Below are 17,166 nucleotides of genomic sequence, written 5' to 3' on the forward strand. Positions count from 1 at the left end.
ATTTAGCAAACTTAATTTGAAGTGATTTTACGGGCCATTCCAGCCAGATCGACGATGTCGATCTGCTGGTCTTTATTCAGATCATACCTACTTACCTCACTCCAACCGTTATCACTTGAAGTGATGCCATATTTGGAGCTCAGAAGAAGAAGATCATCCATGCCGGCCTCGAGATTCATCGCTGTAGCGAGCTTTTGAAGTGCAGTAGACAAATCTTGAGCCGCTAGATTCACTTCCTCTTGTGTAGCATCGCTGTCGTTTAAGACAACGGTTGCGTTCGCAATGGCATCCTTAAAGATAGCAATAGCTGACTGCGAATATTGCCCCCAAAGTGTACCCATCGATGCCGACGCCAAAGTGCTGGCGGCTTCGTGAAGGATAGACTGGAGTGCTGTTCTAATGACATCTCCCGAACCTGTATCAGTCACAGTAATGTTAACCTGATAAGCAGTGCCTTCCACAGAAGATTCATTACCTTCGCCATCGCTCATAATAATGCGGGTCGCTTCTAATGAAGCAACCGTCGCTTCCGTTACATCTTTTGCAGTGAAGTGAAGTTGAAGAATTCTCGGCAAATCGCCGCTCATGCCAACCCCTGGGGTTGTGCTTGCCATGAGAATCCTTGTTTGTCCCTCATTATCAAAGGAATCGATGACACGAATTCCATCCAGCAAGGATTCCGCTGCCACGAACTGAATTTGCTCAGGATCGTAGTTCAGCGTCAAATCCAAGCCATATACATCACTTGTAACACGAGACATGCCATATACGACTTCAAAGGACTGCCCCTTCTCCACAGAGTCCGGTCCGGTTAAAAAACTTCCCGATCGAACAGTAACTTTGGCTTCGGCCTTTAACTCCGTGCCATAGACAGCGCCCGTAACTGTAAATCGCCCTTCTACCGCATATAACTCAGGGTTGATAGCTTCCCAAACGACAGGCACTTGCTTCACTGTTTCATCTGCATAAACAGCGCCTACAACTGTTGGCAAAATAGGAGCCACACCTACTGGTGTCTCAACATGAACTGGCAGAAGCGATTCGATTGGATTGTCGGAAGCGAGCTGGGTAGGATCCCAATCCTCTTTCCCGTTGATCGCACTCGTTGCGCTGAAAATACTGTGCAATGTATACGCTTCGGCTTCCGTGTCCGTTAATTGATGGGTCCAGTTCATTCTAGCCTGCGGATTTGCTCCCGGACCAAAGCTTTGATATTCACCGTAATATGCGGTTGCTTCATTTTTTGAATTGCCGAAGTTGTTCCAGCCACTTGGAGCAATGTGATCTCCCATGTAGCTGTTCAGATATACAGTCTTCGCATATGGACGCCATGGTCTTCCCAAATCAACAGCGGATATAGACGAAAGCAACGCTTCGCCGGTCACTTTGCTGTTCAAGAATACATAGCCATACTCCTGTCCCTCAGGAGTGGAAGCTGCCGTCACATGCCCAGCCAATCTGGAATGAATCTCGCTGTTATCAAAAACAGCAATACCCGGACCAAAGATAAAGTCTACCGAACCCGAGATGAAACAATCCTTGAAGTAGGAACGATAGGATTGAATGGTTGCATTATTGGCATAGTTGTTAGGATCCGCGTTATCGGTCAGATTGCGGGTTAACAGTGTATCCTGATAACCGATGATGTTGCAATTTTCGAAAAAAGCTTTATCCGCATATACGTCGACGGCAACGGATTGACCTGCTCCGGAGCCCGAGGAATTAATGACCGTTAGATCCTTGGCATAGAAATCATGGCCTTTAATCATGAGCGTATAATCCGTATAAGTGCCCAAACCTAACGAGGTACCATCCGGGGCCGTTTTTTTCGGATTATCATCATAGGTGAGAATCGTTCCATCCTTGCTCTCACCCATTAAAGAGATGTAAGGCTTGGTATCTGGAATAAGAACTTTCTCATAATACAAGCCGTTTTTCACAAAAATAATGATGCGATTGCGGTTCTGGTCCGGGACTGCATCGACAGCAGCTTGGATACTTTTATAATCTCCGCTTCCATCTGCAGCAACGACGATAACCTTCGCGTCTGGAGCGATATCAGACAGAACATATACATGAGCAGTAACCGGTAGGTCCGATCCTTGTACCGTACCCATAACCTTGAACCCGTCAATATTTGTATCCGCATACAAGTCTGGGGAGATGGGTTCCCAGGACACTGGCAGAGATTTGGTCATTTGATCATTGAAGATCGCCGTTACGTGATCTGGCAAACTCGGTGCGATGCCCTTCGCAGTTGTCGCGATGACAGGCCGATAACCGGTCATGCCAGCCGAAACCACTTCCACTTGAATTTCAGCTCTTGCTGAATATCCCGTTACTGTACCCTGTAAAGTGAATGCTCCTATCTGCTGATATTCAGACGCCGGAACTAAATCCCAGATTACCGGAGCATAACTTACCGCTCCATCCTCTCTCAAAATCGGCATCTGATTCGGCAGATTAGGCTTCGTGCCTAATGCGGTCGTTACCTGTAAGGACTTATAGCCAACAACTGTTTCTTGTCCTGTTATGGTGATTGGCATCAATCCGATAATCGCTGTTCCGTCATTCATCGTCGCTGCGACGATGACTTTACCATTGCTATTAGCGGTCAGTACTCCATTATCGTCGATAGTAGCCACATCTGTAGGGGTCAGATCACTATTATAGACAGCCCATGTAACCTGCGAAGTTTCTCCCGTAGTTTTGGTGGCACTAAAGGTTAAACGCCCTCCTTTATCGGAGATTGAATTCGTCGAACCTGAGTGTGTTAGCTGGATTCCATAACCGCTGGTAGCTTGCTCAGAAGCACTAATGTACAGATTATCCAAGTAAACTTGAGATGCCACTGTCGTATTATTATTAGGCCCTATGGATTTGAAGGTGCTAATATCCGCCATCGCCAGGGTTGAATCATAGAATGGCTGTTTGCTTAACACCTTCGTTCCGTTGTAATAAACATCCACAAGCTTGTTTGGAAAATCTACCACAGTCTTGACTGTAAACCACTTATCAAGCGGGATCGCAGGAATGATGATAGGAGATGTTTTTCCGTTGATGACATAACTTAATGCTCCCGAATTCTCAGTGTTTAACCAGACGGCTACTTTACCATTCGATCCGAGCAGCTGAAATACCCGATTATTCGAGGTAGGTTTGTTCGCATAAGTACCGTTCGGCACACCGTTCGTTAAGTTGGGAGGGGCCGGGAACTTCAGATGCACTTCTGCCGATAAGGTTTCCGTCTGCGAACCAAAACCACGGGATACACTTACATAACCGCTATCCTGGTCATTAAGGAAAATACTGTTCGGATTCAAATCTCCGTCCGCCGTAATAGTGATCAGACCCGGGGCATAGCTCGAAGCACTCCAATATCCGCCCGGCGTATCCCCGGCTTTATATTCAGTGAAATCCTCGTGAACCGGGAAGGCTTTATCAGTTACGACCACACCATCCTGAACGATATTCGCACTGTTCGTAGCGCTAATTCCTTTGGGCAAGCTGCTATTGGTGAAAAAGATATTCTCCGTGTAGGCTAATTGAGCTTTAGCAAAAGCACAATTAATGAACTGCAAATTCTTCAAAGCGTTATCAGCTGTTGAAGTGGAGGCTGCCCCTGTCAACGAAATAATGTTATCCGTTCCAGAGATATCGTTGTTCCGCAGGTTGGTAAACCGGAAATTACTCATGTCCGGTGGGTAAATATCAGGAACAGGAAGCTTGTCATAGTTGGAATTCAGATCAATCTTGTTGATAAGCGAATCCCTCACTTGAATGTTCCGAATGTAGCCGCCCCGGGATGTGCTTGTTTTGATCTTAAAGCCCGGTGCCACAGTGTTCGACTTGACGTCGAGGGGAATCAGATTGCAGTCTTCCACGTAGATATCGCTTATTCCGCCAGACATCTCGCTTCCGATAACGACCCCGCCGTGTCCACCACTAAAGGTATCTCCGCGATAATAAATAAATCTGGAGGGTCTGCCGATATCCCGGCCTTCTTGATTGATCCCGGATTTAATTGCACTGCCGTCGTCCCCGGTTTGAAAGGTAGAATTCAAAATGTAAACGCTCTCGGAAGAATTCGGATTAAAGCCGTCTCCATTATGTTGCGTGGTGTTAATATCGAGGTTATAGGCGGTGATGTCTTTGCTGTATACAGGTACTACGGTCCACATCATTCCATTGCGGATTTTCAATCCATCGATATAGACATTGTGTGCGTTATTAAAAGATAGCAGATGTCCACCACCGTAGGTTGTTCCAACTTCAACCTTGTCGTTATCGTATTCCTCACGCAGCTTCAAGCCGCTCTCCTCGTCACCAATTGTTCCGGGTCCAAGGAATGTAATATCAGTTACACTATAATCATCGTACTTGTCATGATCCATAACTCCGGCGTTAAATAAACTTTGATAAGCCTCGGGTTCCTCAATACTGTGTCTGGCCGTTACGAACGGCAAGAAGTCAGCCTTGTGTGAACTAGGCATCACTTGAGCCCCTGCATCTACAAATACAGTCATATTGCTGTGCAGGAACAATCCGCCAGTCACATACTTCCCGGGTGGAAAGTATAAAGTGTCTCCTGGAGTAACTGCGTCAATCGCGGTTTGAATTGCCACGGTATCCAATGTGTTGCCATCTCCGGATGCTCCATAATCCTTAACATTAAACCTGATGCCCGTCTTTTTAGTTGTGATTTGGACCGTATTGCTATCTAAAGATTCGTTGCCAGATGTATCCTGGGCTCGTACCGTGTAGGTATATGTCCTCTCTGGAGTTAATCCTAAAAACTTATAGTAAGTTTTGTCCGTCGAACCAACCCGGGTTCCATCACTGTCATAAATATTGTACTTAGTAATGTTGGAATAAAATAGAGGTTTCTCCCATGCTAACACTACGGTTGTATCCGTATTAGAGGCAGGGGCCATTCGTAAATCCGTCGGGGAGTAAATATTAGCCGATAAGGAATCATTAATGTTCGCAGCGGCATAAGCCGTGTTGGTTTCTCCGGCAAAGGCGATTTCAGGTACAATCGGGATGAGCAATAAAGCGCATAATGCAATAAGGACACTCTTAATTCTTTTCATAACTTACCTCCTGTTCATTTGCAGGTGATGAAAACGCTGTCAATTAGTGGCATTAATCATTAGGGAGTTGTCATTCAAAAGACAGGCGGCCCAAGTATCGTCAAGAGCCCGCCTGCTGAGATTATTTATTGTTCGGGGATATTAACTGTTTTATTTCGAAGAGTCAAAACTTGCTTTTTCTTTTTCAAGCTGCTTTGCCCATTCATCCAATAGTTCTTTGGCACTCATCTTTTTGGCCATTACCTTCTGGATCATAGGCTCCATATTCGTCTGAACCTTGTTATAGCCCGGCAGATAAACGGGATTATCGGTAAACTTCGTGTCCGGTGAGCTCATCAGGTCTGCGCCCGTCTTCACGTAAGGCACGTTTACAATCCAATCAGCATCCAAAGCATCAAGATAAGTCGGAATTTCGCCATAGAGCTCTCCGTACTCACTATCATTGTGCGTTACGAAATACGTCATGAATTCCCATGCTGCTTCCTTATTCTCGGAGTTCTTTGTCATCATCATCACCGATGGTGTAACGCCGGGGTGAACGCGATAGCCTTTGGCACCCATAGGGAATGGAACAGCTGTAAACTTGGTTAAATCGTCATTGAATGCTTTACTGTGAGCGCTTGCGGAACCAAGGTTATGGAAAATCATACCTACCTTGCCGGACTGGAACGAAGCAGCCAATTCCGTCCAACCTTTGTTCAAGTCATCTTCAGGTGTATTGACATTATAACCGCTCAAGTATTTCTCCAGAAACTCTACATTCAGTGGATCGTTGATCGTGGCTTTGCCTTCTGGCGTGAAATAGTTCGTAATTCCCGAGTATGAATACATAAGATATTCCAGCGAGGTTGCACTTCCGGCTCCACCCCGTATAGAGTATCCGTAACGATCCTTGGACTTGTCAGTCAACTTCTGTGCGTTGTCAAAGAATTGATCCCATGTGTCCGGATTCGGTAGATTTGATTCCTTCAGCCAATCCGAACGAATCCATTCCATCCAAGGCAGAACGCCATAAGGCAATCCATATAACTTCTTGTCAACCGGATCCGCTGCTCTCATTGAGGTAACCGAACCCGTTGTGATCTTGTCCTTTCCTTCCCAGCTATCGAAATAAGAATCGATTGGCTCAAGCACATCGCGTGCAATAAAGTCGGACGTAAAGTTATTGATCAGGTCCGGCCCTTGTCCAGCAGCAATAGCGACATTCAGCTTTTGTATATAACCGTTCAAATCTCCAGGCACGCCCAAGTATTCGATTTTAATATTCGGATGCTCAGCCATGAACTCCTTCGTAACTTTTTGCCAGAATACATCACGGTCCGGTGTAGTAGCCGCAGCCCAGAACGTAAGCGTTGTCTTCTTGCCGGAATCTTTCGTTTCAGTACCACTGTCGCTAGTCGAGCTGCTTGGCTGGGGACTGGCATTCGACGAGTTGTTGTTATTGTTACTGCTTCCGCAACCACTTAACACGCCTCCAACCAACATGACCGAAGCCATGACAAGTGCCCAGCTTTTTTTTCTTTTGAACATGGTGTTGAACCCCCTCAAAATTCGTCGCTCAGTTGACGAACACCGGTTATTCGTCATGTGTTTAGTTTAACTTTCGTCCTTCTCATTTTACATAAGATTCTTTTCACACTTTGTTTGGATTTTTTAAAATCATACAAAAAAAAGCCCCGATTGATTGCCTCGGGACTTTTTTCGCTTTATTTTCTTCTATATTAATTCAAATCTACTTAACTGCCTAGCTTTCACTTTAAATAGTGCTCTAATGTTCTCCGTACCGCTCCTGGGCCTGCCATCATTTCTTGGAACATAATCTCAATCTTATCACCTAGACCAATCTCGTACAACGGAACCCCAAAAAGTCGCTCATCTTCAAGAATGGGGCGCACACTAGCGGTTTGGTCTCCAAGTGAAACTCCTTGCAGGTAACCTTGCAGTGTTTCTAGTAACGGATCTGAACTCAATGTGAAGACCTCTCCAGCATCATTCACTCCAAGTAAGTAACGACACCACACAGCGATAGCCAGTGGAATCGCCGTTAGCTGCGCTGGATCGAGCTCCTCCCGTCGAATATAGGATTTAATAGTTTCACCAAACCGTATACCCACCTTCTGCGAAGTATCTGTAGCAATCCGCTGCGGAGTATCGGGGATAAATGGATTGGCAAAACGCTCCGTAAGGACTTCGTCCAGGAACTGCTTTGGACTGAGAATCCCCGGGTCCACTACGACGGGCAGACCTTCTTTGTAACCGATTATCTCCACAAACCTCCGCAAAGTATCGTCCTTCATCTCATCCGCGATCAAGGTGTAGCCAAGCAGACAACCGGAAACAGCAAGCGCCGTATGCAGCGGATTAAGGCAGGTCGTTACTTTCATCGTCTCCACCTTGTTGACTGTCTCCCGGTCCGTAAAAATAATTCCGGCTTCCTCTAGTGGTGGACGTCCGTTCGTAAAGTTATCCTCCACTACAAGATATTCGCTGATCTCAGCATTTACGAAAGGAGCGGTATATGTGTTTTTGGAGGTAATGATCACATCCATATCACCAATTCCCTGTTCCAGAAGCGCTGCCTGTACACTCTCCGAAGGACGTGGTGTGATTTTATCGATCATGGACAATGGAAAGGTTATTACTCGTTCATCTTCCAGATAGCGCACAAAGTCTTCTATAACAAGTCCTCTTTGGGCCCATTCCTTAGCGATGGACACAACACCGTTCTTCAGCTTGTCGCCATTGTGTGAGCAGTTGTCCATGCTGACAAAGGTCATCGGATATTGGCCTTTCAGATATCTTCGATAAGCAAGCGAAGCTACAATGCTCATGACATGAACAGGATGCTCCGGTCCGCTCTCAATATCCTTTTCCACAATGCCAAAATATTTATCGTACGGATCCGTCAACGAGTAACCCTTCTCCGTGATGGTGAAGCTGGCCATTTGCAGGCTGGGATTCTCGAACACCTCGATCAATCGACGGTACTCCGCTTCTCGGTTTTTGTCCGCTGCGATTCCCTCCACAATACTACTGACTACTCTTTTCTGGAAATCACCACGAGCATTCATCAGCACTAAAAGGGTCAGATTGTCGTAGGGCTTGTAGACTTTATCAATCATTTCGAAATCAAAGGTTTCCACCGCAATAATACCTGTATCCGACTTTCTGCTATCCAGCAGCTTCTGATGAGCATTTGCCACGAATCCCCTGAAAATATTACCTGCACCGAAATGAATCCATTCCGGTTTAAGCTGTGTATTGTTTGCTACCTGCTCATAGTCGAACTGTGGAAGCTCCACACCAGCAGCTTTCCAAGCTGCTTTTTCCCCTTGGATACTGCTTCTGGTCAGATGCAGCATTTATTTTGCCTCCTTGACATTATCCAAGCTATCCCAAACACCAAGCAAATACATGATGCCCATAGCTCTATCATACAAGCCATAACCCGGTCGGCAGTTCTTCTCTTCCCCCCACAGATGCCGCCCGTGATCCGGACGTACATAACCAATGTATCCGTTCTCATGATAGGCTTTGACCACCTCGGCCACATCAACGCTTCCGTCACGCCCACGGTGCGACACCTCAATGAAATCACCGTTCTCAAATACCTTCACATTGCGGATATGGGCAAAATGAATACGATCATGGAACTCGCGGATCATCGCTGGCAGATCGTTATCCGGATTCGTGCCGAGTGACCCTGTGCAGAACGTCAAACCGTTGTACGGGCTGTCCACCAAATCCAGAAAGCGGCGGATCATATCCCGATTGCGGATAATACGCGGCAGTCCAAAGATCGGCCAAGCCGGATCATCGGGATGGATAGCCATCTTGATGTCCACTTCCTCGCATACTGGAATAATGCGTTCCAGGAAATACTGGAGGTTGTCGAACAGTTTATCTTCCGTCACATCCGCATAAGCCGCAAACAGCTCATCCAGCTTTTCCAGCCGCTCCGGCTCCCAGCCCGGCATCGTGAACTTTCCAGCTCCCTTCAGAATCCGGTCCACCATCTCACGCGGATTATCGGTAATGGCAGCCTTTTCATAAAAGAGAGCATTCGAGCCATCAGGCAACTCTTTATACAGCTCTGTGCGGGTCCAATCGAAAACAGGCATAAAATTATAGCAGATCACCTTAACGCCAACCTTGGCGAGTTTACGAATGGTGTCGATATAAATATCGATATATTTATCACGGGTCGGCAAGCCGATTTTGATATCATCATGAACGTTGACGCTTTCTACTACAGCCGTGCTGAAACCCTTGCTGGTGATTTGATCCGCCACTTCTTGGATCCGTTCCATTTCCCACACTTCTCCGGCTACTTTCTCATGCAAAGACCAGACAATCCCCATAACACCCGGAATCTGCCGAATATGATCCAGCGTGATATTGTCATTGCCCTCGCCATACCATCTCCACGTCATGTTCATTGATAAACCCTCCTGTGAATTCGTTTTCAACTATCTTGTATACAAGATTTACTTGATCATAGAATAAGAACAATTCTTTGTCAATCACAATTTGATCAGGAATTTTATCCTGAAATCAAGGAATATCCACCCTATTTTCATCCCAATGATTTTAATGAACGAACTTATCATGTATACTAGTACTGTATCTGTCATCAACAATTGAAAGCAGGAACAGAAATGTCAATTAAAGCTGAAATTCTAAACACACTGAAGCAAGAAATCCTCACGCTGGCGTTAAAGCCAGGCACCATTCTGAGTGAAACAGCCTTGTCTGAGCGGTTTCAGATTTCACGTACGCCGTTGCGTGATGTTCTCAAACAGCTTGCACTGGAATCTTATACCGATATCTATCCGAAAAAAGGTAATATTGTCTCCTTTATTGATCTTGAATCTGTTGAACAAATCACATACTTGCGTTGCACACTGGAAAAGGAGATCCTCAAGGATCTTTCTGCACAGCTTTTACTACCAGGAGTGCACGAGCTTAAAGAAATTCTTAAGAAACAGAAAGAGGTCATCGGGCAGGAGAATGCTGTAGATTCTTTCCTTAATTTAGATGACGAGTTTCACCGGGCCTTGTACAGGCTTGCTGGACGTGAGTATCTGTGGACTCTGATCCAGCAGTCGAATGTACATTATCTCAGGTACCGCAGACTGCACATGCTTAAGACCGACAAGCTGGAAGAAATCTGGAACGAACACCAATCCATTCTTGAGCTTATGGTGCAAAAAGAAACCGCCAAAATCGGCCCGCTAATCCACCACCATCTCCGGGAAGATATTCATTCACTGGATTTTCAGGAGAATTTCTCGGAATATTTAAAGAAATAGTCAGCTAAAAGGCAGCTTACTGCCTTAAAACAAACAAAGAGACATCGTATGGAATTCTCCGTGATGTCTCTTGTTCAATTTACATAATGTTCTCTAAATCCAATTATCTCTTAATCCGATACAGAATGACTCTCTTTTTGAGCCAGCCAATCAATATGGCATCCATGAAACCCATACCGCCACGATTGATTTCCCCATATTTAGAGTTTCCGTGTTTCCTCGCTTGATGGGTTACCGTAACTTCAATAACTGAAAAGCCGTTCATCTTAGCCACCGTGGGCAAAAAGCGGTGCATTCCATTATATAAATAGAAACTGTCAGCTACCTCCCTTTTGAAGAGCTTCATAGGACAGCCTATATCATAAATTGAACCTCCAATAATCCAATTACGGATTTTTTTCGCGAAACCTGAAGAAACTTTCTTAAACCACGTATCTTTATGATCTGCCCATTTTCCATTTACAAAATCTCTTTTCTTGATGAAAGGCATTAATCTAAAGATGTTCCGTGGATCTGTCTGTAGCGCTGCATCCATAAGGGCGATCAGTTCGCCCTGGGAATTTTTCATCCCCGCCCAAATGGCTGCCGTTTGCCCGTAGTTTTTTTCAAAATGAATGACCTTTACCGCTTGATCCATCTGTGCGATTTCATTTAACAGCACGGCACTACGATCCCTACTTCCATCATTCACCAGTACGATTTCGTAATGCTCAATTCTCCCTCTTAATGCTTCAGTAATACTTAAGTAAAGATCGTATATATTTTCCTCTTCATTAAAAATAGGTACGACCACGGAAAGGTGAGTCATCGAGCAACACCTCACTATCCACTTATTTTAGGAGTTCAGTAGAGAGGTTGGTTTTAGGATCCCTCACTAGTCTTAATTGTTTTTTCTCAACCGCCTTCATCACTTCCTCACCTTCTACATCCAGGTTAGGAAGCAAGCGATCGAGCCACTTCGGCAAATACCACGCTGATTTTCCCAGCAAAGTCATTACACCGGGAACGATGAGCATCCGGACAACAAAAGCATCGAACAAAACCCCAAAGAGAAGTGCAAAGCTCATCACCCTGATGTTCGGATCTTCTGCCAGCATGAATCCCGTGAAAACAGAGATCATGATCAGTCCTGCAGCTGTAACTACCCCGCCGCTGTGATGAATACCGGCCAGAACGGACTTTTTGGCATCCCCGCTTTTCTTAAATTCTTCCCGCATTCTACTGACGAGGAAAACTTCGTAGTCCATGGCAAGTCCGAACAAAATGCCGACGACCATGATTGGGAGAAAATTGAGTATGGGAGCTTGCCCATTAAAATGGAACACATTTTGCAAATGTCCATCCTGTATGACGAAGGTAATGAAACCTAATGTAGCCCCCAAAGAAAGAATAAATCCCAGGACCGCTTTGATGGGAACCAGGATGGACCGGAATACCATCACTAGAAGAACAAAAGCCAAGCCAACGATGATGATACAGAATTCAGGCAGCGCCTCGTTCAGCTTCTGAGAGATATCGATATTTACGGCTGTGCTCCCGGTTACTTTCAGTTTCACATGATTTTGACTCTCGATTTCTGCTGCTTGACTGCGAATTTGTTTAACCAGATCTACCGTTTTATTATCTGCAGGACCGGTAGCCGGAATCACATGAATCAAAGAAATCTTTCCGGAAGGACCAGGAACAGCAGGAGCAATCGTACCAATGTTAGGATAGGTTCTAAGTTGTTCCAGCGCCCCAGACAGATTAGCTGCAGCGTCTTGTCCACCATCAGTTTCGGCTAGGATAACGAGCGGACTATGATACCCAACACCGTATGCCTCTGTCATCAGATCGTATGCCCGCCGCTCAGTTAATTCCGGCGATTTTTGCGCATCATCCATGGTGCCTGTCTCCATGTTGAAGAAAGGTATTGCAATAGTGCCCAGCAATGCTACCCCAAGGATCACAGCCAACCATGGGCGCCCGGTAACAAAACTCCCCCATAAATTACCTCGAGTCTCGTTCTTTTTGTTGCGGGTTGAACCTTTGGATCTTTTTTTCGATTTGGCTTTGATCAAGCCTCCCATCGCTTCGAGGATAGCAGGAACCATAAAAATAGCGATGAGAACAGCCACGAAAATGCAAAGCGCAGCGGCTAAACCCATTGCGGTAAGAAAAGGAATACCAATCACCGACATTCCCGCAAGACCGATAATAACCGTTATGCCTGCAAAGACAACCGCACTCCCTGCCGTGCCGTTCGCAATCGCAATTGCTTCTTTTCTCTCATAACCTTCGGCAAGCTGTTGCCGATATCTTGAGATAATAAACAACGCGTAATCGATCCCCACTGCCAGACCAATCATGCTGGCCAGGGATAGAGCAAAAGAAGGGGTGTCGAAGAAATTCGAGCCGATGATGATCAACATCACGCCGGTACCAAGACCAATGACTGCCGTAAGAATCGGTAAGATCCCCGTCAGAACGGATCCAAAAGCAACGGTGAGAACAAGAAGCGCAATGAGCACCCCTATCCCTTCTGTAACGCCGCCGATCTCCATTTTCACATAACCAGAGCCAGTTAATTCAGCTTGTAAGCCGGCATCACGCAAAATACCTGCCACATCAAGCACACGTTCCTTTGATGTTTCTGTAACATCACTACCTGGAGTATTGTATGAGATGGTGGCATAGCCAATTTTGCCATCTGCACTTACCGAATGATTGTCATAAGGACTTACTACTGCTGTGACCGCCGGATCCTTAGCCACTTCCTCTAACTGTGCACCAATTAATTGCTTAGTTGTTTCTGAGGATAAGGTTTCATCCGTTAGTGATTTCATCACCAACTGAATTTTGCCGCTGTTATCCACCATGGAGGGGAATTCCTGATACATCTGTTCCATCGTTTTTATGGACTCCAGTCCAGGGATAGTAGTTCCCTCATGAAGCTTAGGCCCCATCGAAAGAGCTACGATTGCCGAGATCAGCAGGATGGCAATGCTTCCTAGAATGACTTTAATGCGGTTGCTCGCCGACCAGAACCCAAGCCGGTACAATAATTTGGCCATTTCAGTATCGTCTCCTCTATTCTAATGTTTTTCTCTATGCCTTTATCTTATAGAAGAGAAGTCTTGCTAACATCGTCCAAAGGGGCGGACACGCTCTGCCCTTTCGGGCAGCCCATTAGTCCGCAAAAAAAACATGTGAAAGGTTTCTTTCGCATGTTCAAATTTACATATGTAAAATCCCCCGTTCCAAAGCGGCCGCCACTGCCTGCGATCGCGAATCTACCCCTAGCTTGTTGTAAACATTCGTCAGATGAGCTTTTACAGTACGTTCTGAGATTCCCAAATCAAAGGCGATTTCTTTACTTTTGAAGCCCTGCGCTACACTTTGCAGAATTTGAGTTTCTTTATCGGATAACAAGGATACTTCTTTATGAATCGGAGCCGAAGCCTTCTGCTGCTCGCGAGCAGAAATCACCTTCTCCATGATTTCTGCTGAGAGCAAGGTTTCTCCTCTTATCGCCGATTCAATATTCCTGAACAAATTTTCCCGGTTCGTATCCTTTAATAAGTAACCTCTCGCACCCAAGGCCAGTCCATTAATCATTAATTCATCTTCGTTGTAAGTCGTCAAAATAATAACTGGAACGGAGTTGTTCTTCTCCCTCAATACCTTCATGGCTTCCAGTCCGCTCATGACCGGCATATTCAAATCCATCAGGATCACGTCCGGTCGCACTTCATCTATAAGGGTTATAGCTTCCTGCCCATTTACCGCTTCTCCAACAATTTGAAACTGTTCATCCGTCTCCAGGATCAGCTTCAAGCCTTCCCGGACAACAAAATGATCATCTACGATCAGAATTTTCACTTGCGTCATGTAGGGTCTCCCTCACTAAATGATGTCTCAACCTGAATGCTTGTTCCAGCCGAACTGCTGCGCACCTTCAATTCTCCTCCAATCAGCCTTACCCGCTCCTGAATCCCGAGTAAACCGTAGTGTCCGGCATCCTTGCCGATGGCGTCTGTGTTAAATCCCAAACCATTGTCTCTGATTTCTATAAAAAGCCGCTCATTTTGATCGGACAGGGTAATCCACACCTTGTCAGCCCGGGCATGACGGGCGATATTGGTCAGACCTTCTTTTATAATGTGTAAACTATGTTCCATCATTACTCTAGACAACCGTCTGGTAAGCTTAAAATCCATGGTTACAACGATACCTGTAGCTTCACCGAAATGCTGTGTTTCATAATCGACCGCTTCCCTAAAATCAATCTCTGAAGCTGATTTCGCCCGCAAATTGTCAATTGCTCTACGAGCTTCGGCTAAGGTTGTGCGAGCCTGCTTCATAGACTGTCTGACAATTTCTTGAGAACGCTCTGTGTTACCCTTGGTCATATGGGCATCCGCGGCTTCGAGCTGCATAATTAATCCAGCCACTCCCTGCGCCAACGTATCATGCAGATCCCGAGCCATTCGTTGGCGTTCATTGGCCAGTGTCAGCTCCTCTACCTTTTTATGGGCCTCTTTTAGATCATGCAAAAAATTCTGAATTCTGAGACGCTCGCGAACCTGTTGAAAAAACAATAATGTATACGCTAAAACGATCACAAGCATCAGAACAAATAATGGCATAAATACAATCAATTCATCGGTATCGCCCACGGTAAGCGATGAATCAAAAAACAAAATTATACTAATAAGGGCAACGAAGACGATTCTTTTTATCCGAAATGAAAAACCAAGGCTTTGGGCAATCAGGACCGGAAGCAATCCCATCAACACTGCTTGGTACCCCTGCGGCATCAAAATCGCACAAAGATAAATTAAAATTGCTTGTGCCGAAAAATAAAACCAAAATTGCTTATTAGTGATTCGATAGGAGTTCCAGTGCAGCAAAATATGGACCGTGAATAAGCCTGTAAATATCGAACTGGATAATATTTGAGGGTCCTTAAGAAACTGCAGCAACATAGTGCCAATATATACAATGGATACCCAGATCAAAAGCGGCAATCTGGACGCAAACAATTCATCGATGAACAATAGTCCGGCTTTTTTTTCTTTCACTTGGCTGACCCTCCTTCTCCTCTATTATAAAGATTTAACCTACATGTTGGTAATGTACGAAAGTACATGTACGTTTGGGCAATCGAGATCGCCTTGTCTTGTAATGCCTTCCCTGATAAAACTTCGTTATAAGAAGAAGCACACACGATCTCTATTCCCTATTAAAAAAACAAAAAAACCTTGATTTCTCAAGGTTTTCGTAAAAAATGAACAAGAACTATAACCCCGCACTAATAGCTTAAATCTGCACCGTTAGAGGTTATGACCTTTTTGTACCAGTAAAAGCTGTCCTTACGCAGACGCAGCAGCGTTCCATTGCCTGCATCATCCTGATCAACATAAATGAAGCCGTACCGCTTGCGCATCTCCGAGGTGGAAGCCGAGATCAGATCAATACAGCCCCAGCTGGTGTAGCCCATCAGCTCCACGCCATCGGCAATGGCTTCCGCCATCTGCTCAATATGCTGTGCCAGATACTCTATCCGGTATGGATCACGGATCGTGCCATCCAGTTCGAGCACATCTGCAGCACCCAGACCATTCTCTACTACGAACAAAGGAAGCTGGTAGCGGTCATGCATCTCCTTGAGCACAAACCGCAGCCCCTTTGGATCGATCTGCCAGCCCCAATCGGAAGTTTTCAGGAAGGGATTCTTCAGCCCTGAGGACAGGTTACCTTCCGTGGTGGCTGTGATATTCTCATCTACACTGACTACTGAGGACATGTAATAACTAAAGGAAAGAAAATCCACAAGATTGTCCCGCAGCAAAGCTTCGTCTCCCGGCAACATGGTTATTGTCACTCCATGCTGCTCCAAATGCCGGCGGATATAAGAAGGATAATAGCCTCTAACCTGAACATCGGAGCAGAACATTGCCATTTGGTTCTCAGCTTGTGCTTTCAGTACATCACCGGGATGACAGGAATATGGGTAGAGCAGCTTGCGGGCCAGCATGCAGCCGATCTGGAACTGCGGATTGATCTCCCGGCCCCGCTTAATCGCAAGCGCACTGGCTACGAACTGGTGATGCAAAGCCTGAAAAGCAATCTGCTTCTCATTTGACTTGCCATCCAGAATAATCCCTGCGCCCAGAAACGGCGCTTTGAGCGTACAGTTGATTTCGTTGAAAGTCAGCCAATACTTCACCTTATCCCGGTAACGGGTGAACACAGTCTCCGCATAACGGACGAACAGTTCAACCAGTTCTCTGGATTCCCAGCCGTTGTATTTGGTGACTAGGTGCACCGGCATTTCATAATGGGAAATGGTGACCAGCGGCTCGATATTATATTTGCGCAACTCATCAAAAACATCGTCGTAGAAACGCAATCCTGCCTCGTTAGGTACCTGCTCATCGCCATTCGGATAAATACGTGGCCAGGAGATGGACATACGGAATACCTTAAAACCCATCTCAGCGAACAAGGCGATATCTTCTTTGTAGCGGTGGTAGAAATCAATCCCTCTGCGTTTGGGGTAATTCCCCTGATTATCATCCTGTATGGCCTCTTCTAGCTGTGGGCCGGACATGGACAATAGCTGTTCCAGGCTCTGCCGTTCCTTAGGAGGACAATATTTGACTACATCAGCAGTGGACAAACCCTTCCCGCCCTCATTATAGGCGCCTTCGACCTGATTAGCGGCTACCGCACCGCCCCACAGGAAGTTTTCCGGAAATGGATAAGTCATCGGTTGA

General features: G+C 45.8%; 10 protein-coding genes. 1 reads left to right on the plus strand and 9 read right to left on the minus strand.

The window, feature by feature from the left end; genetic code table 11:
* Positions 1 to 11: 11 nt before the first annotated feature.
* The 4 genes from MHH89_RS14120 to uxuA all read right to left on the minus strand — a co-directional run bounded on the left by MHH89_RS14120 (position 12) and on the right by uxuA (position 9,532).
* Positions 12 to 5,093 carry a pectinesterase family protein gene (locus MHH89_RS14120; protein ID WP_341087379.1) on the minus strand — a complete coding sequence of 1,694 codons (5,082 nt, stop codon included), beginning with the start codon at positions 5,091 to 5,093 and terminating at the stop codon, positions 12 to 14.
* Positions 5,094 to 5,243: 150 nt separating this feature from the next.
* Positions 5,244 to 6,623 (minus strand): ABC transporter substrate-binding protein, encoded by a 1,380-nt coding sequence (locus MHH89_RS14125; protein ID WP_341087380.1) that lies wholly within the window; start codon positions 6,621 to 6,623, stop codon positions 5,244 to 5,246.
* Between the two features lie 221 nt (positions 6,624 to 6,844).
* Positions 6,845 to 8,455, minus strand: a complete 1,611-nt coding sequence (locus tag MHH89_RS14130; protein WP_340920087.1) for a mannitol dehydrogenase family protein — start codon at positions 8,453 to 8,455, stop codon at positions 6,845 to 6,847.
* Positions 8,456 to 9,532 (minus strand): mannonate dehydratase, encoded by a 1,077-nt coding sequence (gene uxuA, locus MHH89_RS14135; RefSeq protein WP_076191830.1) that lies wholly within the window; start codon positions 9,530 to 9,532, stop codon positions 8,456 to 8,458. It abuts the gene before it with no gap.
* 219 nt (positions 9,533 to 9,751) lie between these two features.
* Here uxuA and MHH89_RS14140 point away from each other — a divergent pair, with 219 nt between their 5' ends.
* On the plus strand, positions 9,752 to 10,405 hold the full coding sequence (locus tag MHH89_RS14140; protein ID WP_076128891.1) for a GntR family transcriptional regulator: 654 nt from the start codon (positions 9,752 to 9,754) through the stop codon (positions 10,403 to 10,405).
* A gap of 103 nt (positions 10,406 to 10,508) precedes the next feature.
* Here the strand turns inward: MHH89_RS14140 and MHH89_RS14145 are convergent, their stop codons facing one another.
* The 5 genes from MHH89_RS14145 to MHH89_RS14165 all read right to left on the minus strand — a co-directional run bounded on the left by MHH89_RS14145 (position 10,509) and on the right by MHH89_RS14165 (position 17,159).
* On the minus strand, positions 10,509 to 11,213 hold the full coding sequence (locus MHH89_RS14145; RefSeq protein ID WP_076276787.1) for a glycosyltransferase family 2 protein: 705 nt from the start codon (positions 11,211 to 11,213) through the stop codon (positions 10,509 to 10,511).
* A gap of 22 nt (positions 11,214 to 11,235) precedes the next feature.
* Positions 11,236 to 13,458, minus strand: a complete 2,223-nt coding sequence (locus MHH89_RS14150) for an MMPL family transporter (protein WP_076279253.1) — start codon at positions 13,456 to 13,458, stop codon at positions 11,236 to 11,238.
* Positions 13,459 to 13,621: 163 nt separating this feature from the next.
* Positions 13,622 to 14,275 carry a response regulator gene (locus MHH89_RS14155; protein ID WP_076279254.1) on the minus strand — a complete coding sequence of 218 codons (654 nt, stop codon included), beginning with the start codon at positions 14,273 to 14,275 and terminating at the stop codon, positions 13,622 to 13,624.
* On the minus strand, positions 14,272 to 15,468 hold the full coding sequence (locus tag MHH89_RS14160; protein WP_076279255.1) for a sensor histidine kinase: 1,197 nt from the start codon (positions 15,466 to 15,468) through the stop codon (positions 14,272 to 14,274). Before MHH89_RS14160 ends, MHH89_RS14155 begins: the two co-directional genes overlap by 4 nt.
* Before the next feature lie 230 nt (positions 15,469 to 15,698).
* Entirely contained in the window at positions 15,699 to 17,159 is a 1,461-nt protein-coding gene (locus MHH89_RS14165) for a glycoside hydrolase family 1 protein (RefSeq protein WP_076279256.1), read from the minus strand.
* Between the last annotated feature and the right edge of the window lie 7 nt (positions 17,160 to 17,166).

This window comes from Paenibacillus sp. FSL H7-0323, from assembly GCF_038002725.1.
GTDB classification, from domain to species: Bacteria; Bacillota; Bacilli; order Paenibacillales; family Paenibacillaceae; genus Paenibacillus_AQ; species Paenibacillus_AQ odorifer.